Origin of the sequence: Demequina mangrovi, assembly GCF_000759715.1 — a bacterium.
Lineage (GTDB): Bacteria > Actinomycetota > Actinomycetes > Actinomycetales > Demequinaceae > Demequina > Demequina mangrovi.
The window spans coordinates 167,871-189,262 of sequence record NZ_BBLU01000003.1 but is presented as its reverse complement, the minus strand read 5'-3'; the positions used below and the strand labels follow the sequence as shown (position 1 = coordinate 189,262).

Here is a 21,392-nt window from a genome sequence, read left to right as displayed (position 1 = left end):
GTACGGGGTGAAGGCGCGTCGCACCCCGGCGACGGCCTCAGTGGAAGGAGAAGGACATGCGTACCTCGATCCTCGCCGGCGCCGCCGCCGGCACCCTGCTCGCGGCCGGAGCCGCCGGACCCGCCCTCGCCGTCGACGAGGGGATGGCCGAGCTCTCCGTGCTGCACGGCATCCCCGATCTCACCGTCGACGTCTATGTCGACGGGGAGCTGACGCTCGACGACTTCGGTCCCGGCGACCTCGCGGGCCCGCTGTCGCTCGACCCCGGCACGTACGCCGTCGCGATCACGGCCTCCGACGCGGAGGACGACTCCGATCCCGTGCTCGGACCCGTCGACCTGCCGCTGGAGGCGGACATGAGCTACACCGCGGTGGCTCACCTCGACGAGGGCGGCGAGGCGACCGCGACCCTCTTCACCAACGACATCTCGGAGACCGCCTCCGGCGAGGGGCGGCTGACCGTCCGCCACACCGCAGCGGCACCGGCCGTCGACGTGTGGGCGGACGGCGAGGTCGCGTTCGAGAGCCTCGCGAACCCGGACGAGGCCATGGCCGACCTGCCGGCCGCGACCTACGAGGCAGCGGTGTCGGTCTCGGGTGAGACCGACCCGGTCCTCGGGCCCACGGACGTCCCCGTCGAGGAGGGCATGAACACGATCGTGTACGCGTGGGGCTCCGCCGAGGACTCCACCCTGGACGTCGCGGTCCAGTCCGTCGCGACCCACACCGGCATGCCCAACGCGGTGAGCGCGGGCACCCAGGGTCTCGCCGCCGAGGGGTCCTCCGTCCCTGCGGGCGTGATCGTGGTCGGCGCGGCGATGGCCGTCGCGGCCGGCCTCGGCGTCCGCGCGGTGCTGATCCGTCGCTGAACCGTGGAGCGGGGCGCCGACCGTCACGCGGCGCCCCGCTCCCGCCCATCGTCCGTCCCTGAGGAGGCCCCGATGAACCGCCCTCTCGCCGCCGCCGTGGCCGCTCTCGCGGTCATGGCTGTCGCCTCGTGCGCGCCCGTGACCGAGGCGCCGACCGCGAACGATCCCGCGTCCGCTCCCTCGGGCGCATCGGTGCAGCGCGAGGTGGCCGCCGCGGGCGGCGCGGCTGCGGAGCCGCGCGCCATGTCGGTGCCCCGGGTCGTGCCAGACGTGCCCGTCGCTTCCGCCTCGATCGACACGCTCGCGACGCCTCCCGACCCCTCGGGGGTGCGGCTCGCGCGCCTCGGGGTCGACATGCGCGTCGCGCCGGTCGGGCTCGATGCGGAGGGCGGCATGGAGCTGCCCGACAGCGCGGCCGTCGCGGGCTGGTTCCGGCTCGGCGGCAACCCCGCGGGCGGGCCGCGTGGCGACCTCAACGTGGTGCTGGCGGCTCATGTCGACGACAGCGAGATCGGTACCGGTCCGTTCGCGGCGCTGCGCGAGGCCCGCGCCGGCGACCGTGTGGTTGTCGGCCTCGAGGATGGCGGTTCGGCGGTCTACGTCGTGGACCGGGTCGAGCAGACCTCCAAGCGGGAGGTGGACCTGGACCGGGTGTTCGGCGCGCCCGAGGGAGCGCTGGTCCTGGTCACCTGTGGTGGACGGTGGGATGCCGATGTGCGACATTACGAGGACAACGTGCTGGTCTGGGCGTATCCGGAGGATGCGTGAGGATCGCGGTGGGGACGGCGATGGCGGCGGAGACTGCGGTGCGGGCCGACCGCCCCGAGGACCGCGAGCTCGACCGCGACTTCGCCGCCGGTGCGGAGGGTTCCCTCGAGAGGCTGTACGCGTCCGCGGCGCCGCTGGTGCACACGCTCGCGCTGCGGTCTCTGGGGGACGCCGCCGAGGCGGAGGACGTCACGCAGCAGACGTTCGTGGCCGCGTGGCGCGGTCGCGACGGCTACCGTCCCGAGCGCGGGTCCGCGCGCGGCTGGGTGGTCGGGATCGCCAGGCGCCGGATCGCCGATGCGCTCGACGCCCGGGCCAGGGAGCGTCGACGCCTCGAGGCGGTCGCGGACCAGCCTGTCGCGCGCGATCCCGATCCGCTGGCGACCGAGGCGGAGCGGATCATGGTGCGCGGCGAGGTCGAGAGCCTCGGCCCGCCGAGGTCCACGATCGTGGCGCTCGCATTCTTCGAGGGCCACACTCATGAGCAGATCGCCGACCGGCTCAGCATGCCGCTCGGCACCGTCAAGAGCCACCTGCGCCGGTCCCTGCTGGCGCTGCGACACGGATTGGAGGCCGCCGATGCGTCACTGTGACGAGGAGGAGCTCGCCGCGCTCGCGCTCGGCGACCCGATCGACGCGGCCGCTGCCGCGCATGCGGCGGGGTGCGAGCGGTGTGCGACGGAGGTCGAGGATCTCCGCGCCGTCGCAGGACGCGTGCAGGGGGCGGCCGGCGTCGAGCTGGTGGCCCCGCCCGCCCGCGTGTGGACGGCGATCGAGGCGGAGATCGCGGCTGACCCGCGGTCCTCGGCCGTCAAAGTCGACGAGGGTGACGGGGTCGACGAGGGCCCGGCCGTGGAGCCCGAGGACGAGCTCGCACGGCGCCGCGAGCGCCGCAGCCCGTGGGTCGTCGGGATCGCGGCGGCCGCGGCGGGCGCGATCATCGGCGGGGTCGCGGTCGGTCTGGTGGTGTCCGGCGGGGACGATGGCGGCGGGACCCTGGTCGCCCAGGCCCCGCTCGCGGACCTCGCGACGGATGCTCCGGCAGGCTCCGCGCGTGTGGAGCGCCGCGACGACGGTACCGAGGTGCTCGTGCTCGACACCCCGGTCCCGGCGGCGGGCGACGCCAACCTCGAGGTGTGGTTGATCGACACCGACGTCGTCGGCATGGTGTCCCTCGGCTTCCTCACCGGTGACCACCAGGAGTTCGAGATCCCGGCCGGCTACGACGTGGCGGACTTCCCGATCGTCGACGTCTCCGTCGAGCCGTCCGACGGCGACCCCACCCATTCGGGCGACTCGGTCACGCGCGGCGTGCTCGGCTGAGACTCCCCGGCACGCGTTGGTCGAACCGTAGCAAAACGGACATCTTCTGTTCGCTGCACCGGCTCCTGGTCGTCACCTGGCGCTCCTAACGTCGCGCGTGGGGAAGGTCCCCACCCCGGAAGGAGCCGTGCGATGCGCACTGCTGCAGTCATTGCTGTCACCGCCCTCACCACCGGCGCCGGAGTCGCCACCGCGGGCACCGTGCTCGCCTCATCCCAGACCTCCAACCCCTGGTACCAGGGCGCCGATGCGTCGTACGCCGCAGTCGCCTCGACGAAGGCGTCGAACGCCAAGCCCAAGAACGTCATCCTCTTCGTCGGCGACGGCATGGGCATCTCGACCGTCACCGCCGCTCGCATCCTCGAGGGCCAGCTCGAGGGCGCGACCGGCGAGGAGAACGCCCTCAGCTTCGAGGAGTTCCCCAACGTCGCGCTGTCGAAGGTCTACAACGTCGACTCGCAGGTCCCCGACTCCGCGGGCACCATGACCGCGATGATGACCGGCGTGAAGACTGACATCGGCGTCCTCGGTGTCGACGAGGGCGTGGTCCGAGGCGACTGCGACTCGGTCGCGGGCACCGAGCTCACCAGCTGGATGATGCTGGCCGAGTCCGCCGGGAAGGCGACGGGCGTCGTCTCCACCGCGCGCCTGACCCATGCCACGCCCGGCGGCACCTACGCCATCTCGGCGGATCGCGACTGGGAGGACGACGGCGACCTCCCGGAGGGCTGCGAGGACTACGAGTACGGCGACATCGCGTCGCAGCTGCTGTCGTTCGAGCGGTACGGCGACGGCTTCGAGGTCGCGCTCGGCGGCGGGCGTCGCCACTTCCTCACGCAGGACGAGGGCGGCAACCGTGAGGACGGGCGCGATCTCACCGCCGAGTGGGCGGACCGCGGCGACGGCTGGGCCTACGTCGACACCGCCTCGGCCCTCGACGGTGTCGATCTCGGCGCGACCGACCACCTCCTGGGCCTCTTCGCCAGCAGCCACATGTCCTACGAGCACGACCGCGTCGAGGAGGGGGCGGACGAGCCGTCGCTGACGGAGATGACCGAGGTCGCGCTCGAGCAGCTCCAGGACGACAAGGACGGTTTCGCGCTCATGGTCGAGTCGGGTCGCATCGACCACGCGCACCACGAGGGCAACGCGTACCGCGCGTTGACCGAGACCATCGAGCTCTCGAACGCGGTCGCCAAGGCCGTCGAGATGGTCGACCTGTCCGAGACGATGATCGTCGTCACGGCCGACCACAGCCACGTGTTCACCATCGCCGGCTACCCGGAGCGCGGCAACGACATCCTGGGCGTGGGCGGCGAGGACAGCGATGGCGTCCCGTACACCACGCTCACGTACGCGAACGGAGGCGAGGTCGCGTACGGCATCGTCGACGGTGAGGTGGTCCGTCTCGACCCGAGCGAGAGCGACACCTCGGACCCCGACTACCACCAGCAGGTGCTCGTCAACACGGGTCAGGGAGCCGAGACGCACTCGGGCGAGGACGTGGCGATCTACTCGGTCGGCGCGAAGGCTCAGCTGTTCAACGGCGTCCAGGAGCAGAACTACATCGGTGTGTCGATCATCGAGTCCCTCGGTCTCGACTCGGTGAAGACGAACGTCCGGTCGAAGTCGAAGTCGTGGTCCGGCAGCCGCGGACGGCACTGACCGCGCGGTGAACCCACGCTGACGCGAGAAGCGGCGGGTCCGGAGCCTTCACGGCTCCGGACCCGCTGTGCACCGTCCCTACGGGCGCTGCGCGAACCTCTCGAGGAGCTCGCCCTCGCCGGCGACCACCAGCAGGTCCTCGGGCCCGACCAGGGTGTCCGGGGTCGCGTACTCGAACTCCTCGCCCGCGCGCTTCACGCCGATGACGTGCACGCCGTACGTGCCCTGGAGGTCGAGCTTGTCGAGCGTGAAGTGGTGGGTCTCCTTGGGGGCGCTCATCTTGACGATGGTGAAGCCGTCCTCGACCTCGATGTAGTCGAGCATGTTGCCGCCGACGGAGTGCGCGATGCGCGCGCCCGCCTCGGCCTCGGGCAGGACCACGTGGTGGGCGCCGATGCGCTCGAGGATGCGCTTGTGCTCGGTCGACGTCGCCTTCGCCCAGATCTCGGGCACGCCGATGTCGACCAGGTTGCCGGTGATGAGCACCGACGCCTCGAGCGAGGTGCCGACGCCGACCACCGCCGCGGCGAAGTCCGCCGCGCCGATCTGCTCGAGGGCACGCGGGTCGGTGCCGTCGGCCTCGACGCAGGGGATGCGCTTGGACCAGCGCTCGACCACGCCCGGGTCGCGCTCCACGCCGAGCACCTCGACGTCCATGTTGTCGAGCGTGTCCGCGATCGCGGAGCCGAAGCGGCCCAGGCCGAAGACGAGGACGCCCGCGGCTGTCGAGTCGTTGCTAGCCAATGATCGGCCTTTCTGACGGGTAGCGGATCACCCGGCGCTGCCGGTTGAGCATGAGCGCCGAGGCGAGCGTGAGCGAGCCCACGCGTCCCAGGTACATGGTGATGATCAAGGTCATCTTCGCATCGGAGTCGAGCGAGCCGGTGATGCCGGTCGAGAGGCCGCAGGTGGCGTAGGCCGAGACCACCTCGTACAGCGCCCGGTCGAGGGCGATGTCGGTCTGCCACATGAAGATGCCGGTGGTGACGATGACGACGAAGAGGCCCATGAGCGTGATGGACACCGCGACGCGCAGCACCTCGGTGCCGATGCGCTTGCCGAAGGCCTCGATGTCGCGGCGGCCGCGCGCCTCGGCCCACGCGGCGAGCACCAGCACCGCGAGCGTGGTGACGCGGATGCCGCCCGCGGTCGACCCCGAGCCGCCGCCGACGAACATGAGGACGTCCTCGAGCAGCCAGGTCTGCTCGCGCGCGAGGCCGATGTCGAACGACGCGAAGCCGCCGGAGCGCTGGTTGATCGACTGGAAGAAGATGTTGCCGATCGTCTTGCCCGAGCTGTGATCGCCGAGCGTGTCCGGGTTGGTCCACTCGAAGACCGCGAGGAAGGCCGCGGAGATGAAGGCGAGCACCGTGACCGTGACGAGCGTGAGCTTGGTGTGGAGCGACCAGCGTCGCGGGTTGCGCCACTGCCGGATGAGGTTGAGGTACACCGGGTAGCCGAGCCCGCCGATGAACACGCCCAGGCCGATGGGGACGAGGATCCACGCGTCTCCGGCGTACGGGTACAGCCCCACCGGGTCGGGGGTGAAGCCCGCGTTGTTGAACGCCGAGACGCCGTAGAACAGCGAGTACCCGAAGGACTTCGCGAGGCCGTAGTCGAGGGTGAGGAAGCGGGGGATGAGGAAGGCCGCGATGAGCAGCTCGACGCTCGTCGAGACGATGATGACCGTGCGGAGCAGCGACGCGAGGTCGCCCAGCCCGGACGCGCGCGACTCGCCTGCCGCGAGGATGCGCTGCGTGAGGCCCAGGCGGCGCGAGACCGCGAGGCCGGCGAGCGACGCCAGGGTCATGATCCCGAGCCCGCCCACCTTGATCGCGAGGCCGATGATCGCGAGGCCCCACGGGGACCAGAACGTGCCGGTGTCGACCGTCACGAGGCCGGTGACGCAGACCGCGGAGGTCGAGGTGAAGAGCGCGTCGATGAACGGGGCACGATGCCCGGTCGTGGTCGCGAAGGGAAGGGACAGCAGCCCGGTGAACAGCAGGATGGTGAGGGCGAAGGCGCCGAGGGTGAGCCGGGCCGGCGACTCGAGCGCGACACGGTCGACCCACTCGCCGAACGCCTCGCGCGCCTCCCGCAGGCCTGCCATCGGTCTCCTCACCTCGGGGCGCGTCCGCCCTGCTTGCGGCCCCGCGCGTGAGCCTAGCCCCACCCCCATCATCGGCGCGTCTCCCACACTTCACAACTGTCACATCAGCCCCTACAGTTGAGAGTGCATCCGGCCGATAGACGCGCCAGACGCTTCGAGAGGGACGAGACGACATGGCCGAGACACCGCGTACCACCTTCCTCACCGTCGCCGAGGTCGCGGATATGGTCCGGGTCTCGCGCATGACGGTTTACCGCTGGATCCACAACGGGGAGCTCCCCGCCGTGCGCTTCGGGCGCTCGTTCCGCGTGCCGGAGCAGGCGGTCGAGCAGTTCATGGAGCAGGCCGCGCTCGCGGGAGGGTACCCGACCGAAGATGACGGCAGGGCCACGGGCACGGTAGGCTAGGGGATCGTCTGTCGCGTCCAGCGCGGCCTGGACGCCGGCGTGCGTGAGCACGCTCCGCACGTTCGTCAACGAATGAGGTAGGTCCCGTGGGTTCCATCATCAAGAAGCGTCGCAAGCGCATGTCGAAGAAGAAGCACCGCAAGCTGCTTCGGAAGACGCGCCACCAGCGTCGCAACAAGAAGTAAGCGCAAGCGCTTCCGGACGCCCGTCCCGCCACCCGGCGGGGCGGGCGTTTCGCATGCCCCGCGCGGCGATGCGCGGCGAGCAGGCTAGAGCTCGCGGGCCTCGTCGCTGTGGGTGCGGCCCGCGGCCGAGGAGGCCCGGCGGGGCAGCCCGACGATGCCGCGGCACGCGCCCTTGACCCCGCGCGTCACCTGGATGGTGATCCACGCCGCACCGGTGACCGAGGACTTCACGATGCCGCGGCGCCCGCTCTTGCGGCGCTTGCGGAACTCGCGCATCGTCCAGCCGCGCTGCGTGGCGAGGCGGCGCATGCGCGGGTCGGGGTTGATCGCGCACGGGTGGCCCACGGTCTCGAGCATCGAGGCGTCGTTGACCGAGTCGCCGTACGCGTAGCTGTCCTCGAGGGCGATCCCGCGCTCCGCGGCGAGCTCGCGCACGGCGTCGGCCTTGTGCGGCCCGTGGAGGAACTCGCCGACCAGCCGGCCCGTGTAGTGGCCGTCGACGTGCTCGCCGATGGTGCCGAGCGCGCCCGTCGCGCCCACGCGACGCGCGATGAGCCGCCCGATCTCCGCGGGGGACGCCGTGACGAACCACACCTCGTGGCCGCGCTCGAGATGCTCGTCGATGATCGCCTTGGTGCCGGGGTAGACGCGGCTCGCGAGCAGCTCGTCGTAGACCTCCTCGGCCACCGCGGTCATCTCCGCGACGGACCACCCGTTGATGATGCCCAGGCCGTGCTCGCGCACGCGGTCCATCTGGTCCTTGGACTCGCCGAACAGCACGTAGGTGGCCTGCTCGTAGCCGAGCTTGATGATGTCGCGGAGGCGGAAGTAGTCGCGCTGCCACAGCCCGCGGGCGATGTGGAAGGAGCTCGCGCCCCGGATGACCGTGTTGTCGACGTCGAAGAACGCCGCCACGCGAGTCGCGGGTCGTGCGTCGGCGGGGGTCACGCGTCAACTGTACCGACGCCCCGGGCGGCGACCAGAGCCCGGTGGTGCAGATCACGCCCGTATCCTGGTCGCATGCCCGCTCGTGTCCTGCTCCTCGGCCGCGCCGGCTGCCATCTGTGCGACGACGCCCGCGCCGTGGTCGAGGCGGTGTGCGGCGAGCGTGGGGAGGCGTGGGAGGAGGTCGACATCGACACCGATGCGGACCTCAAGGCACGCTACGGGGACGAGATCCCGGTGGTGAAGGTCGACGGCGAGACGGTCGGCTTCTGGCGCATCGACGCCGACAGGCTGCACCGAGCGCTCTCGTAGACGGGTGACAATAGGACCCATGTCCCGCGTGCTCGTCCTTCGCCACGGCCATGTCCACAACCCCGACGGCATCCTCTACGGCCGCCTCCCGGAGTTCCGCCTGTCCGAGACGGGGCAGGCGATGGCGCAGGCGGTCGCCGACCACCTGGTCGCGTCCGGCGAGCACGTCGGCCGGGTCGTGGCGTCCCCGCTGCTGCGGGCGCAGCAGACCGCAGCACCCATCGCCGCGGCCTTCTCCCTCGACATCGCGACCGAGGACCGCGTCATCGAGGCCGACAACATCTTCGCCGGCGAGCGCACCCCGCGGCCCATGGACTTCCTCAAGCCGAGGAACCTCTGGCGCATCCGCAACCCGCGCACGCCGTCGTGGGGGGAGCCGTACGTCGAGCAGGCCGCGCGCATGCGCGCCGCGATCATCGACGCGGCCGCGGCCAACCCGGACTCCACCACCGTGATCGTGAGCCACCAGCTCCCCATCTGGGTCGCGCGCTGCTCCGCCGAGGGTCGCTCGTACGTCCACGATCCCCGCTCGCGCGAGTGCGCGCTCGCCTCGCTCACGGCCTTCGACGTCGACGGCGACGCGATCGCGTTCGCCGGGTACGCCACCCCGGCCGGCCACATCGAGGTGCCCAGGTGAGGCCAGCCGCGCGCCTCGCGATCCTCATCGCGGTGGTCCTCGCCCTCGTGCTCACGCTCGCGGCGTGCGCCCCCGGCGACCCCGTGGAGTCGCCCGGCTACGTCTCGGGCGACGGCACGGTCACGGTCTTCGACGAGGGCGCCGAGGTCGCGCTCGCGGGGACGTCCTTCGCGGGCGACGCGGTGGACGTCGCCGAATACCGCGGACAGGTGGTGCTCATCAACACCTGGTACGCCTCGTGCCCGCCGTGCCGCGCCGAGGCGCCCGACCTCGCGGAGATCGACGCGCGCGACGACGTCCAGATCGTCGGCGTCAACGGCAGGGACGATGCCGCCACCGCGGAGGCCTTCGAGCGCACCTTCGGGATCGCGTACCCGAGCATCGACGACTCCGACGGCGCGGCCACCGCCGCCCTCCAGGGCATCGTCGCCATGAACGCCGTGCCTACCACGCTCGTGATCGACACCGAGGGACGCCTGCACGCGCGCGTCATCGGCACCGTCGACCCGTCGACGCTGCGCACCCTCGTGGACGAGGCGGCAGGGGCCGCCGCGTGACCGCCCTCGCGGCGGACGCCTCCTTCGCCGGCATCGCGCTGTCGGGCTCGATGCTGCTCGCGATCCCGGTGGCGGTCCTCGCCGGACTGGTGAGCTTCGCCTCGCCCTGCGTGGTGCCGCTGGTGCCCGGCTACCTGGGCTACGTCTCCGGCATGGCCGGCACGGGCGGGACGGGCAAGGCCTCCAAGCCCAAGCTGATCCTCGGCGCGCTGCTGTTCGTCGCGGGCTTCTCCGCCGTCTTCATCACGTTCGGCTTCCTCGCGTCCTCGCTCGGCGCGACCCTCGCGCCGTACCTCACGCTCATCACGCGCCTGCTCGGCGTGGTGATCATCCTTCTCGGCTTCGCGTTCATGGGGGCGATGCCGTTCCTCCAGACCGAGCGTCGGCTCCACGTCAGCCCGACCGCGGGCCTCGCGGGTGCGCCCGTGCTCGGCGTCGCGTTCGGCCTCGGCTGGACCCCATGCATCGGCCCCACGCTCGGGGCGGTCTACGCGCTGAGCCTGTCCGAGGCGACCCAGGGCCGCGGCGTCGCGCTCGCGGTCGCGTACTGCGTCGGCCTGGGCCTGCCCTTCGTGCTGCTCGCCGCGCTGTTCGAGCGCTCCGGCCGGGTGCTCCGCTGGCTGCGACGCCACCGCGTCGCGCTCATGCGGATCGGCGGCGCGCTGCTCATCGTGCTCGGCGTGATGCTGGTGACGGGGCTGTGGGACCGCCTCGCGCTCGAGCTCCAGGGCTGGATCGACGGCTTCTGGACGGCGGTCTGATGGCGCGCGTCAAGCTCGACAACTACGTCGTCCCCGACGCGCCCCGCCTGGGCGCGCGCGGATGGCTGCGATGGATCTGGCGCCAGGTCACGTCGATGCGCGTCGCGCTCATCCTCCTGCTGCTCCTCGCGCTCGCCTCGATCCCCGGCTCGGTGCTGCCGCAGTGGCCGCAGGACGCCGCCGCGACCCGCGCCTTTCTCGCGGAGTACCCCTTCTGGGGGCCGGTCCTCGATGCGACCGGCTTCCTCGACGTCTTCGGCTCCGCGTGGTTCACCGCGATCTACGTGCTGCTCTTCGCCTCGCTCATCGGCTGCATCGCGCCCCGCGCGGTCCACCACTGGCGCGAGCTGCGCCGCCCCATCGCCGCGACGCCCCGCACGCTCGCGCGCTACGACGGCGCCGGGCCCGAGACCGCATCGTCCACCCCGGACGAGGCGCTCGCGGCGGCCCGCGCCGCCCTGCGCCCCCGCGCGGGCCGCCTCGGTGCGCTCACCGGCTACCGCGTGCGGGTCGACCGGCGCGAGGACGGCTCGCTCGCGCTCGCGGCGGAGACCGGGCATGTGCGCGAGCTCGGCAACCTCGTGTTCCACGCCTCGCTGGTGCTGGTGCTCGTCGCCGTCGCCTACGGGACGCTCTTCACGTACCGCGGCCAGGCGATCGTGGTCGAGGGCAGGTCCTTCACCAACGCTGTCGTCGCGTACGACACCTTCTCCTCCGGCGCGCTGTTCGACCCGTCCGACCTCGACCCGTTCACGCTGCGGCTGGACTCGCTCGACGCCTCGTTCTCGGACACCGGCCGCCCCCTCCACTTCCAGGCGAACGTCACCTTCACCGAGCCGGGCGAGGACCCGGTGGAGGAGACCATCGCGGTCAACCACCCGCTCGAGGCGGGCGACGCCAAGGTCTACCTTCAGGGCAACGGCTATGCGCCGGTCATCACGGTCCACGACGCCGCGGGCGAGGTCGCCTTCTCCGGGCCGGTGGTCTTCCTCGCCCAGGACGCGGCCTACACGTCCACGGGCGTCGTCAAGGTGCCGGACGTCTCGACCGGGGAGCAGCTCGGGTTCAAGGCGACCCTCTACCCGAGCTTCGTCGAGGGGCCGTTCGCGGTCGGGTCCGTCCACCCTGACCCCGCCAACCCCGTGATCGAGATGCTCGTGTACACCGGCGACCTCGGCCTCGACGCCGGGGTGCCGCAGAACGTCTACACGCTCGACGAGTCGCAGCTGAGCCCCGTCCAGGACGCCGACGGGCAACCGGTCACCCTGCGCCTCGCGCTCGGCGAGACGGTCGAGCTGCCCGACGGGCTCGGGTCGGTCACCTTCGAGGAGCTGCCGCGCTACGGCGCGTTCGACCTCCGTGCCGACCCGTCGCTGCCGTTCCTGCTGGTCGCCGCGCTGCTCACGCTCGCCGGCCTCGCGACGTCGCTGTTCGCGTCGCGTCGCAAGGTCTGGCTGATCGCGCGCGTCGAGGACGGAACTACAGTGGTCACCGGCGCCGCCTACGCGCCCGCGCACGATGCGGGCGTCGGGGCAGTCCTCGAACGCGCCATGGCCGCCGCGGCGGGCCGCGATCCGGCCCCTGCGGCGGGGGAGACGGAGCAGGCATGAACACCACAGACCTCAGCGTGATGGCGCTCGGCGGCGCGACCGTGCTCTACGCGATCGCGATGGTCGCCTACGCGATCCGCCTCGCACGCGTGGCGGACGACAAGGTCGCGGCGAAGGCCGCGGTGCGCGAGCCCGTCGCGGCCGGAGGCGTGTCACCGGCCGAGGCCGTGGGCTCCGCACCCGCCGTGCCCGCCGCATCGTCCCCCGGTGCCAAGGCGCGGAAGGCCGCCGGCATCGCCCGCTCGACCACCCTGGTCGGCGCGCTGCTGCACGCCGTCGGCCTCACGGCGCGCGGCATCGACGCGGGTCACGTGCCGTGGTCGAACATGTACGAGTACACGATCTCGGGCTCGTTCTTCGCGGTCCTCGCGTTCCTCATCATCCAGCGCAAGCGCGACGTCGCGTACCTCGGCGCGGGCGTGACCGGCATCGCGACGGTGTCGCTGGGCCTCGCGCTCACGGTCCTCTACAAGGACGTCGACACGCTCCCGCCGGCGCTGCAGAGCTACTGGCTGGTCATCCACGTCTCGATCGCGACCATCGTCACCGGCATCTTCGCGGTGTCCTTCATCGCGTCGGCGCTCCAGCTCATGCGCGATTCGCGCGACACCGGGCGCCGCTGGACGGGCGACCGGGTGCGGTGGCTCGATGCCGTGCCCTCCGCGGCCAACCTCGAGGCGCTGTCGTTCCGGCTCAACGCCGTGGGCTTCGTGCTGTGGACCTTCACGGTCATGGCCGGCGCGATCTGGGCCGAGCACGCGTGGGGCCGGTACTGGGGCTGGGACCCCAAGGAGGTCTGGTCCTTCGTCATCTGGGTGCTCTACGCGGCTTACCTTCACGCGCGCACCACGCAGGGCTGGGCGGGCCGTCGCAGCGCGTGGCTCGCGATCGCGGGCTTCACGGCGCTCATCATGAACTTCACCGTGGTCAACCTGTTCTTCCAGGGGCTGCACACGTACGCGGGATCCTGACCGGATGAAGATCGCGCTGGTCCTCGACGACTCGATCGACCGACCTGACGGGGTCCAGCAGTACGTCCTCACGCTCGGCGCGTTCCTCGGCCGCCAGGGCCACGAGGTCCACTACCTGTGCTCCACCGCGGAGCGCTCCGACGTGGTGGTCCACTCGCTCGCGCGCAACATCGGGGTGACCTTCAACGGCAACGGGCTGCGGGTCCCGCTGCCCACGTCGCGCCGTGCGATCCGCGAGCTGCTCGACGCCGAGCGCTACGACGTCATCCACGTCCAGACCCCGCACTCGCCTCTCTTCGCGGCGCGCGTGGTGGACGAGGCGCGGAAGCTGGTCGGCGACGGCGTGCGCATCGTCGGGACGTTCCACATCCTCCCGGACTCCACGGTGTCAGAGATCGGCACGCATGCGCTCGGCCGCGTGCTGCGCCGGAACCTCGCGCGCTTCGACGCGTTCTGCGCCGTCTCGGAGCCCGCGGCGGACTTCGCGCGCCGGGCCTTCGGCATCTCGCCGTCGGTCGTCCCCTGCCCGGTCGATGTCTCGGGCTTCGCCGCGGCCGCCGCGGAGCACGAGCCCGATCCGGCGGAGGACGGCCGCCTGGTGGTCGCGTTCCTCGGCCGGCTGGTGGAGCGCAAGGGCGTCCTCGAGCTGGTGCGCGCGCTCGACGCGCTGCCCGCGGAGGTGCAGGACCAGGTCGAGGTGCGCATCGGCGGCAAGGGGCCGTTGCTCGGCGAGATCGAGGCCGCGGTCGAGGCGAGCGGGCTGCCGCGGGTGTCGCTCCTGGGCTTCGTCGCCGAGGAGGACAAGGCGGCCTTCTACGCGGACGCCGACGTCGCGGTCTTCCCGGCCACGGGCGGCGAGAGCTTCGGCATCGTGCTCGTCGAGGCGATGGCCTCGCACGCGGGCCGCGGCGCGGGCGTGGTGCTCGCGGGCGCCAACCCGGGCTACCTCTCGGTGATCGGGGACGATGCGCGGGTATCGGTCGACGCGCGCGACACCGGCGCGTTCGCGGCGGCGCTGGAGCGGCTGCTCTCCGACGCGGACCTGCGCGCCGAGCTCCACGCCGAGCAGTCCGCGCGGGTGCAGCGCTTCGACGTGGAGCGCGTGGGCGCCCAGGTCCTCGAGCTGTACGGGGCCTGAGCCGCCCCGTCGCCGCGCTCGGCTTCGCGGCCCCGTCTCACCCCGCCCCGCTCCAACTCCGCAGCCCAACCCACCTCGGCACCCCGCCCCGCCTTCGCACTCTCCCCCCGAATGGGGCGCTGACGGTCGCTTCTGGGGTGCGGCTGCGCGCTATGGGGCACTCCGCGACGCGCACCGCCCCATGGCGAGCACGGAGCTCGAGAAAGCGACCGTAGGTGCCCCATTCGTGGGCAGGCGGGCGCGGGCGCAGGGCGCGGTGCGTGCTGGCGCGGAGGCGCCGGGTTCGGGTCGGGCTCAGCGCGGCGGGGCCGTCGACTCCCTCACCACGAGCGAGGTGTCCATCCGCACATGCGGCTCGCACTCCTCGCCCGCGACGAGCGCGAGCAGCATGTGCATCGCCTCCGCACCCATCTCCCGCAGGGGCTGGCGCACGGTCGTGAGGGGCGCAGGCGCGGCGGCGGCCTCCGGGATGTCGTCGAAGCCCACGATCGAGAGGTCCCCGGGCACCGAGAGTCCCAGGTCGAGCGCGACGTCCATCGCGGCGAGCGCGGTGGTGTCGTTCGCCGCGAAGATCGCCGTGGGGCGCTCGGGCAGGCTCAGCATCGACTCGGCGGCGTGGGCGGCGAGCTCGGGCTCGTAGTTGGTCTCGACCACGAGGTCCTCGTCGACCTCGACGCCGGCCTCGGCCATCGCGGTGCGGAAGCCCTCCTCGCGGCGGCGGCCCGAGTCGAGGTCGTGGCGGCCCCCGAGGAAGGCGATGCGCCGATGCCCGAGCTCGAGCAGGTGCGCGGTCGCGGCCTTCGAGCCCGCGACGTTGTGCGAGTCGACGGTGGGCAGCGACGAGGGTCCGTAGTGAGGATCGATCGCGACCACGGGGATCCCGGTCACGGTGTTGAGGACGGTCGGGGTCACCAGGATCGCGCCGTCGATGAGCGTGCCGCCCAGCCTCGCGAGCGAGCGGCGCTCCCAGCCGTGGCCGTGGCCGCCCGAGTGCGCGAGCAGCTCGTAGCCGCTGCCCTCGGCGGCGCTCCACGCCCCCTTCATCAGCTCGGCGGAGAACGGCTCGAAGCCTCCGACCAGGATTCCGAGGACGTTGGTGCGCTGACCGCGCAGCGCGGCGGCGGAGAGGTTGCCGGCGTAACCGACCTCGTCGATGACCTCCTGGACGCGCGCGACGGTCTCCTTCGACACGCCGTAGCGGCCGTTCACCACCTTCGAGACCGTGGCGACCGAGACGCCTGCGATCCGGGCGACGTCCGCGAGCTTGACGCGTGCGACCGGTTCCATGCCCGCACTATATCCACGGGAGCATCGTCCCCGCCGTCGCGACGCGGCCACTCCCGCCCCCGTTGCGAAAACGTTATCGATAACGATTGACGCGGGCGCGACCGCCATGTGAGACTCACGCTGTTCGACCTGAGTCAACGGAGACGAAAGGGGACATCATGGCGAACATGCGACGTGCCGCTGCGGGAGCGGCGATCGCGGCATCCATGGCACTGCTGGCGGCGTGCAGCTCGAGCGATCCGGGGGACGGCGGCTCGTCAGCCGACGCCTCGAGCTCCGGCGGCGGCTCTGGTGACGAGCCGGTCACCCTCACGTGGTGGCACAACGGAGTGGCGGGAGACACCGGCGAGAACTCGCTCGGCGACTACTGGGACCAGGTGGCGGCGGACTTCATGGCCGACAACCCGAACGTCACCATCGAGATCGAGCAGATCCAGAACGAGGACCTCCAGCGGACCCGCATCCCCACCGCGCTGCAGTCGGGCGACGCGCCCGACCTGTTCCAGCAGTGGGGCGGCGGCGAGATGGCGGCGCAGGCCGAGGCCGGCTACCTCATGGACCTGTCCGACACCCTGTCCGCCGACATCGACCGCCTGGGCGGCGGCGTCGCGCCATGGCAGGTCGACGGCACCACGTACGGGCTGCCCTTCCAGTTCGCGGTCGAGGGCATCTGGTACCGCCCGAGCCTGTTCGAGGAGGCCGGGATCGACGCCGAGCCGACCACGATGGACGAGCTGGCCGACGCGGTCCAGAAGCTCAAGGACGCGGGCATCAACCCGATCGCCGTGGGAGCGGCCGACGGCTGGCCCGCCGCGCACTGGTGGTACAACTTCGCGTTGCGCTCGTGCGCGCAGGACGTGGTCGCGAGCGCGGGCACCTCGCTCGACTTCTCCGACCCGTGCTGGGTCGACGCGGGCGACCAGCTCCAGGCCTTCATCGACACCGAGCCCTTCCAGCCGCAGTTCACGTCCACGGTCGCGCAGACCGGTGCGACGTCCTCGGCGGGCATGGTCGCCAACGGCGACGCCGCGATGGAGCTCATGGGTCAGTGGAACTACTTCGTGTACGAGGGCTTCACCGACGGCTCGGACGAGGCGATCGCGGCCCTGCACGAGGACCTCGACTGGTTCCCGATGCCCGCCGTGGACGGCGGCGCGGGCGACCCGTCCGCCGCGATGGGCGGCGGCGACGGCTTCTCCTGCTACGTCGACGCGCCGGTGGAGTGCGCGGACTTCCTCGCGTACATCGTGAGCGATGACGTCCAGCGGGGCTACGCCGAGGCCGTGGGCGGCCTGCCGGTCGCGCCTGCCGCGGCCGATGCGGTCACCGACCCGGTGCTGCAGAAGATCGCGACGACCACGTCGAGCGCGGCCTACGTCCAGCTCTGGATGGACACCCTCCTCGGTCCGAACGTCGGAGGCGCCATGAACGACGGCATCGTCAACATCTTCAACGGCACGGGCGACGCCCAGGGCGTTGTCGACGCGATGATCGCCGCCGCCGCGACCTCCTGACCAGCCCGATCCGAGAGAAGAAAGCGAGGCTCCCTGTGACCGCACTGGAGGCCTCGGGTCGGAACGCGGTCCCCGCCGTCGAGAAGTCGACGGCGGGGACCCGTCCCGCACACCCGGCATCTGACCACCCCCGCCGCGCGACGGCCCGCAAGTGGGCGGAGATCGCCCTCTTCGTCGGGCCGGCCCTGGCGCTGTTCCTCACGTTCGTGGTCTATCCGGTCGTCTCGGCGGCCCGGTACAGCATGTACAAGTGGAACGGCGTCTCGCAGTTCTCCGACGCGGAGTTCATCGGCTTCGACAACTACGCACGCGCCCTCTGGGGCGGCTCAGACCCGGCGACGCACCAGGCGTTCCGCACGGCGTACACCGAGCCCTTCTGGGAGGCGCTCAGCCACAACTTCGCGATCATCTTCCTGTCGCTCGCGATCCAGCTGCCCCTCGCGCTGATCGTCGCGCTGACCCTCAACCGCAAGTTCCGCGGGCGGGCCTTCACCCGCGTGGTGATCTTCGCGCCGTACGTGCTCAGCGAGGTCATCGCGGGCACCATGTGGCTCATCATCTTCGACCCCAACGGCGTCGCGACGCAGTGGATGCGCGCGATCGGTCTCGACATGCCGGCGGGCGGTTGGTTCGAGGACCCCACCTGGGGGTTCTGGACCGTGTTCTTCATCATCACGTGGAAGTACGTGGGGCTCGCGATCATCCTGTTCCTCGCCGGCCTCTCCGGCGTGAGCGAGGACCTCCAGGAGGCCGCCGCGATCGACGGCGCGAGCTGGTGGCAGATCCAATGGCGGATCAACATCCCGCTCATCGGACCCACCATCCGCATCTGGGCGTTCCTGTCGATCATCGGATCCATCCAGCTCTTCGACATGGTGTGGGTGCTCAACCGCGGCGGCACCGCGGGGCAGTACTCGACCATCGCGAGCTACATGATGGAGATCGGCTTCTTCCGGTCCGACTGGGGCTACGGCTCCGCGATCGCCGTGATCATGTTCTTCCTGTCGTTCGTCATCGCGCTCGCCTACATGGCGACCATCCTGCGCCGTGACAACGCCCACCCCCGAAAGGCGGCCTGATCATGGCTGCGGACCTTCAGGCGCACGATGCGCCCGCACGCGAGCCCGGCAACGTCGAGTCGCACCGTCGCAAGGGCCTCATCCCCGAGGGCTCGACCTACCTCGCCGTCGGGATCGCGCTCTTGGGCATCGCGCTCACGCTCGGCCCGATCCTCTACCTGATCCTCGGCGGCCTCCGCACGCAGGGAGACCTCGCGTCCAACCCGACGGGGCTCCCGGACCCGGTCCAGTGGCAGAACTACTGGGAGATCCTCTCGGGCTCGCTGTTCTGGCGCCAGCTGCTCAACTCGACCGTCGTCGCGGTCGCGACCACGGCCGCCGTGGTGCTCTTCGGGACGATGGCGGCGTACCCGCTGTCGCGCTACACGTTCAAGGGGCGCGAGCTCATCTTCGTGGTCTTCACCACGGGCCTGATGTTCCCCCTGACGGTCGCGGTGCTGCCGTTGTACCTGCTGCTGCGCGACCTCCACATCAGCGGCCTCTGGGGTCTGGTGATCCCGCAGATCGCCTTCGCGCTGCCGGTCACCATCATCATCCTCAGACCGTTCATCGCGGCGCTGCCCAAGGAGCTCGAGGAGGCGTCCTTCATGGACGGCATCTCGCGCATCGGCTTCTTCTGGAGGATGCTGCTGCCGCTCGCGCGGCCCGCGATGGTGACCGTCGGCGTGCTCGCCTTCATCGGCTCGTGGAACGCGTACCTGCTGCCGCTGCTGCTGCTCACGGGCGATCCGTCCGGGATGACGCTGCCGCTCGGCGTCACCACGTTCCAGGGCCAGCACTCGGCGGCGACGACCATGATCATGGCGTACACGTCGCTCGCGATGCTGCCGGCGCTCGCGTTCTTCCTGCTGATGGAGCGGCGCATCGTCGACGGCCTCACGGGCGCGGTGAAGGGATGACCGCGGTGCACGCCCCGGCCGGCGCGCGCGTCGCCGCGCTCCTCGCGGAGATGACGCTCGAGGAGAAGCTCGCGCAGATCACCGGCTTCTGGGAGGACGAGAAGGGCGACGTGGTCGCGCCGCTCCAGGGCGAGGTGTCCGTCACCGGGGGCCTCGAGGAGGCCACCCGCCACGGCATCGGCCACTTCACGCGCATCTACGGCACCACCCCGGTGGAGGCCGATGCGCGGGCCCGGGTCCTGTGGGAGCGCCAGCGGGACCTCGTGGCCCGCACGCGCCTCGGGATCCCCGCCCTCGTCCACGAGGAGATCCTCACCGGCCTGTCCGCATGGAAGGCCGCCACCTATCCCGGCCCGCTCACGTGGGGCGCGGCCTTCGACCCCGAGCTCGTGACGCGCATGGGGGCGCTCATCGGCGGCGACTGCCGCGCGCTCGGGATCCATCAGGGCCTCGCGCCGGTGCTCGACGTGGTGCGTGACCCCCGCTGGGGCCGCGTCGAGGAGTGCATCGGCGAGGACCCGTACCTGGTCGGGGAGATCGGGACGTCGTACGTCGAGGGGGTGCAGTCCGCCGGGGTGCACGCGACGCTCAAGCACTTCGTCGGCTACTCGGCCTCGACGGCCGGACGGAACTTCGGGCCGGTGTCGGTGGGCCCGCGCGAGCTGCGCGACGTGCTCATGGTGCCGTTCGAGATGGCGGTGATCGACGGCGGCGTGCGCTCGGTCATGCACGCGTACACCGAGATCGACGGCGTGCCCACGGCCGCCGACGGGTCGCTGCTCACCGGCGTGCTCCGCGACGAGTGGGGCTTCGACGGCGTGGTGGTCGCGGACTACTTCGGCGTCGCGTTCCTACACCTGCTGCACGGCATCGCGGGCGACCTGTCCGAGGCGGCCGCGCTCGCGCTGTCCGCCGGGGTCGACGTCGAGCTGCCCACCGGGGACGCGTATCTCGCGCCGCTCGCCGCCGCCGTGCGGGACGGGCGCGTGCCCGAGGCGCTGGTCGACCGGGCGGTCGCGCGCATCCTCGCGCAGAAGGAGGAGCTGGGGCTGCTCGACGAGGACTTCTCGGGCGAGCCGCCCACGGGCGTCGACCTCGACGGGCCGGAGCATCGCGAGGTGGCCCGGCTGCTCGCGGAGCGCGGCATCGTGCTGCTCGCCAACGACGGGACGCTCCCGCTCGGGCGCCCCGCGGACGCGGCGCCGGAGGGCGCGCCCGCGGGCCCGGCGCCGGACGATGCGGCGGTCCCCCCCGCCGCATCGTCCGGCGGGACCGGCGCCCCGCGCCTCGCCGTGATCGGCCCCAACGCGGACCGCTACCAGGCGATGTTCGGGTGCTACTCGTTCGCCAACCATGTGCTCGACAAGCGTCCCGGCACGGAGCTGGGCCTCGACGTGCCCACGGTGCTCGACGCGATCCGCCACGAGCTCGGCCCGGTGCTGACCGCGCGCGGCTGCGACGTGCAGGGGGAGGACCGGTCGGGCTTCGCGGAGGCGGAGTCCGCCGCCCGGGCCGCCGACGTCGCCGTCGTGGTGGTCGGCGACCAGGCGGGGCTCTTCGGCCGCGGCACGTCGGGCGAGGGGTGCGACACGGACTCGCTCGAGCTGCCGGGAGTCCAGCGCGAGCTGGTCGAGGCGGTGCTCGCGACCGGGACGCCGGTGGTGCTCGTGTGCGTGACGGGTCGCCCGTACGCGATCGGGTGGGCGCTCGAGCGCTGCGCCGCCGTGGTGCAGGCCTTCTTCCCCGGAGAGGAGGGCGCGCGGGCGATCGCGGGCGTGCTCTCGGGCCGGGTCAACCCCTCGGGACGGCTCCCCGTCTCGCTCCCGCGCGGAACGGGCGCCCAGCCGGCCGGCTACCTCCACCCGCGCCTGGGCGACGACTCCGACGTCACCAACCTGTCCTCGGTGCCGCCGATGACGTTCGGCGAGGGGCTGTCCTACACGACCTTCGCCTACGACGCCCTGAGCGTGTCCGACGCCCCGACCGACGGCGTCCTCGAGGTCGCGGTCACGGTGGCGAACACCGGCGACCGCCCGGGCGACGAGGTGGTGCAGGTGTACGCGCACCAGCGGCGGGCGTCGGTGACGCGGCCGGTGGCGCAGCTCATCGGATTCGCCCGGGTGCCCCTCGAGGCGGGGGAGTCGCGACGCGTGACGCTCGCGGTCCCGGCCGCACGGCTCGCCTTCACGGGCCGCGACCTGGTGCGCGGCGTCGAGCCGGGCGAGGTCGAGGTGTGGGTCGGGACGCCCCGGCGTCGCGAGGTCGAGACCGTGGCAGCGCTCACGGGATCACGATGCCCGGTGACGCGCGCGAGCCGTCGGCGGGTGGAGGTGACCGTGGACGGCGTGTAGCGGG

22 protein-coding genes are annotated in these 21,392 nt (G+C 71.9%); 18 read left to right on the top strand and 4 right to left on the bottom strand.

The window, feature by feature from the left end; genetic code table 11:
• Window positions 1–56: 56 nt before the first annotated feature.
• From TR42_RS04195 to TR42_RS04175, 5 genes are all read left to right on the top strand, one after another.
• Window positions 57–869, top strand: a complete 813-nt coding sequence (locus TR42_RS04195; protein ID WP_042213328.1) for a DUF4397 domain-containing protein — start codon at window positions 57–59, stop codon at window positions 867–869.
• 72 nt (window positions 870–941) lie between these two features.
• Complete coding sequence (locus TR42_RS04190; protein WP_042213326.1) at window positions 942–1,637, top strand: class F sortase; 696 nt, start codon at window positions 942–944, stop codon at window positions 1,635–1,637.
• On the top strand, window positions 1,634–2,230 hold the full coding sequence (locus TR42_RS04185) for an RNA polymerase sigma factor (RefSeq protein ID WP_236623340.1): 597 nt from the start codon (window positions 1,634–1,636) through the stop codon (window positions 2,228–2,230). Before TR42_RS04190 ends, TR42_RS04185 begins: the two co-directional genes overlap by 4 nt.
• Window positions 2,217–2,960, top strand: a complete 744-nt coding sequence (locus TR42_RS04180; protein ID WP_042213325.1) for an anti-sigma factor — start codon at window positions 2,217–2,219, stop codon at window positions 2,958–2,960. Before TR42_RS04185 ends, TR42_RS04180 begins: the two co-directional genes overlap by 14 nt.
• A 132-nt stretch (window positions 2,961–3,092) precedes the next feature.
• On the top strand, window positions 3,093–4,625 hold the full coding sequence (locus tag TR42_RS04175; RefSeq protein WP_042213324.1) for an alkaline phosphatase: 1,533 nt from the start codon (window positions 3,093–3,095) through the stop codon (window positions 4,623–4,625).
• A 78-nt stretch (window positions 4,626–4,703) separates the two neighbouring features.
• Here TR42_RS04175 and TR42_RS04170 read toward each other — a convergent pair whose 3' ends face one another.
• Entirely contained in the window at window positions 4,704–5,369 is a 666-nt protein-coding gene (locus TR42_RS04170; protein WP_042213321.1) for a potassium channel family protein, read from the bottom strand.
• The gene (locus tag TR42_RS04165; protein ID WP_042213319.1) at window positions 5,362–6,735 is read right to left on the bottom strand and encodes a TrkH family potassium uptake protein; all 1,374 of its coding nucleotides are present in this window, start codon (window positions 6,733–6,735) and stop codon (window positions 5,362–5,364) included. Before TR42_RS04165 ends, TR42_RS04170 begins: the two co-directional genes overlap by 8 nt.
• Window positions 6,736–6,908: 173 nt before the next feature.
• Between TR42_RS04165 and TR42_RS04160 the strand changes: the two genes are divergently transcribed.
• Both TR42_RS04160 and TR42_RS14535 read left to right on the top strand, forming a co-directional pair.
• The gene (locus TR42_RS04160; RefSeq protein ID WP_042213317.1) at window positions 6,909–7,142 is read left to right on the top strand and encodes a helix-turn-helix domain-containing protein; all 234 of its coding nucleotides are present in this window, start codon (window positions 6,909–6,911) and stop codon (window positions 7,140–7,142) included.
• Window positions 7,143–7,228: 86 nt separating this feature from the next.
• Window positions 7,229–7,327 carry a 30S ribosomal protein bS22 gene (locus TR42_RS14535; RefSeq protein ID WP_074789180.1) on the top strand — a complete coding sequence of 33 codons (99 nt, stop codon included), beginning with the start codon at window positions 7,229–7,231 and terminating at the stop codon, window positions 7,325–7,327.
• A gap of 84 nt (window positions 7,328–7,411) precedes the next feature.
• Here the strand turns inward: TR42_RS14535 and TR42_RS04155 are convergent, their stop codons facing one another.
• Complete coding sequence (locus TR42_RS04155; RefSeq protein WP_042213316.1) at window positions 7,412–8,275, bottom strand: HAD family hydrolase; 864 nt, start codon at window positions 8,273–8,275, stop codon at window positions 7,412–7,414.
• A 72-nt stretch (window positions 8,276–8,347) separates the two neighbouring features.
• Between TR42_RS04155 and TR42_RS04150 the strand changes: the two genes are divergently transcribed.
• From TR42_RS04150 to TR42_RS04120, 7 genes are read left to right on the top strand one after another with little or no spacing between them, the layout of a single operon-like run.
• Entirely contained in the window at window positions 8,348–8,584 is a 237-nt protein-coding gene (locus TR42_RS04150; RefSeq protein ID WP_042213314.1) for a glutaredoxin family protein, read from the top strand.
• Window positions 8,585–8,603: 19 nt separating this feature from the next.
• Window positions 8,604–9,221 (top strand): histidine phosphatase family protein, encoded by a 618-nt coding sequence (locus tag TR42_RS04145; RefSeq protein WP_042213312.1) that lies wholly within the window; start codon window positions 8,604–8,606, stop codon window positions 9,219–9,221.
• The gene (locus TR42_RS04140; RefSeq protein WP_042213311.1) at window positions 9,218–9,778 is read left to right on the top strand and encodes a TlpA family protein disulfide reductase; all 561 of its coding nucleotides are present in this window, start codon (window positions 9,218–9,220) and stop codon (window positions 9,776–9,778) included. Before TR42_RS04145 ends, TR42_RS04140 begins: the two co-directional genes overlap by 4 nt.
• Window positions 9,775–10,539: a cytochrome c biogenesis CcdA family protein gene (locus TR42_RS04135; protein WP_042213308.1), complete on the top strand. Its 765-nt coding sequence runs from the start codon at window positions 9,775–9,777 to the stop codon at window positions 10,537–10,539. The genes TR42_RS04140 and TR42_RS04135 overlap by 4 nt, the downstream gene beginning before the upstream one ends.
• A complete protein-coding gene (gene resB / locus TR42_RS04130) occupies window positions 10,539–12,149 on the top strand; it encodes a cytochrome c biogenesis protein ResB (protein WP_042213306.1) in 1,611 nt (536 codons plus the stop codon). Before TR42_RS04135 ends, resB begins: the two co-directional genes overlap by 1 nt.
• Window positions 12,146–13,120: a c-type cytochrome biogenesis protein CcsB gene (ccsB, locus tag TR42_RS04125; protein ID WP_042213304.1), complete on the top strand. Its 975-nt coding sequence runs from the start codon at window positions 12,146–12,148 to the stop codon at window positions 13,118–13,120. The genes resB and ccsB overlap by 4 nt, the downstream gene beginning before the upstream one ends.
• Before the next feature lie 4 nt (window positions 13,121–13,124).
• Window positions 13,125–14,258, top strand: coding sequence for a glycosyltransferase family 4 protein (locus TR42_RS04120; RefSeq protein WP_042213302.1), 1,134 nt, complete (start codon window positions 13,125–13,127; stop codon window positions 14,256–14,258).
• A gap of 294 nt (window positions 14,259–14,552) precedes the next feature.
• On the opposite strand, the gene TR42_RS04115 is transcribed toward TR42_RS04120, so the two are convergent.
• Window positions 14,553–15,545 carry a LacI family DNA-binding transcriptional regulator gene (locus tag TR42_RS04115; protein ID WP_042213300.1) on the bottom strand — a complete coding sequence of 331 codons (993 nt, stop codon included), beginning with the start codon at window positions 15,543–15,545 and terminating at the stop codon, window positions 14,553–14,555.
• A gap of 158 nt (window positions 15,546–15,703) precedes the next feature.
• On the opposite strand from TR42_RS04115, the gene TR42_RS04110 reads away from it, so the two are divergent.
• Genes TR42_RS04110 through TR42_RS04095 form a run of 4 tightly spaced genes read left to right on the top strand, consistent with a single transcriptional unit; the run spans window position 15,704 to window position 21,388 of the window.
• Entirely contained in the window at window positions 15,704–17,059 is a 1,356-nt protein-coding gene (locus TR42_RS04110) for an ABC transporter substrate-binding protein (RefSeq protein WP_042213298.1), read from the top strand.
• Between the two features lie 35 nt (window positions 17,060–17,094).
• A complete protein-coding gene (locus tag TR42_RS04105; protein WP_042213297.1) occupies window positions 17,095–18,138 on the top strand; it encodes a carbohydrate ABC transporter permease in 1,044 nt (347 codons plus the stop codon).
• 2 nt (window positions 18,139–18,140) lie between these two features.
• Complete coding sequence (locus TR42_RS04100) at window positions 18,141–19,037, top strand: carbohydrate ABC transporter permease (protein WP_042213295.1); 897 nt, start codon at window positions 18,141–18,143, stop codon at window positions 19,035–19,037.
• A complete protein-coding gene (locus tag TR42_RS04095) occupies window positions 19,034–21,388 on the top strand; it encodes a beta-xylosidase/alpha-l-arabinosidase (RefSeq protein WP_042213294.1) in 2,355 nt (784 codons plus the stop codon). Before TR42_RS04100 ends, TR42_RS04095 begins: the two co-directional genes overlap by 4 nt.
• Window positions 21,389–21,392: the final 4 nt, after the last annotated feature.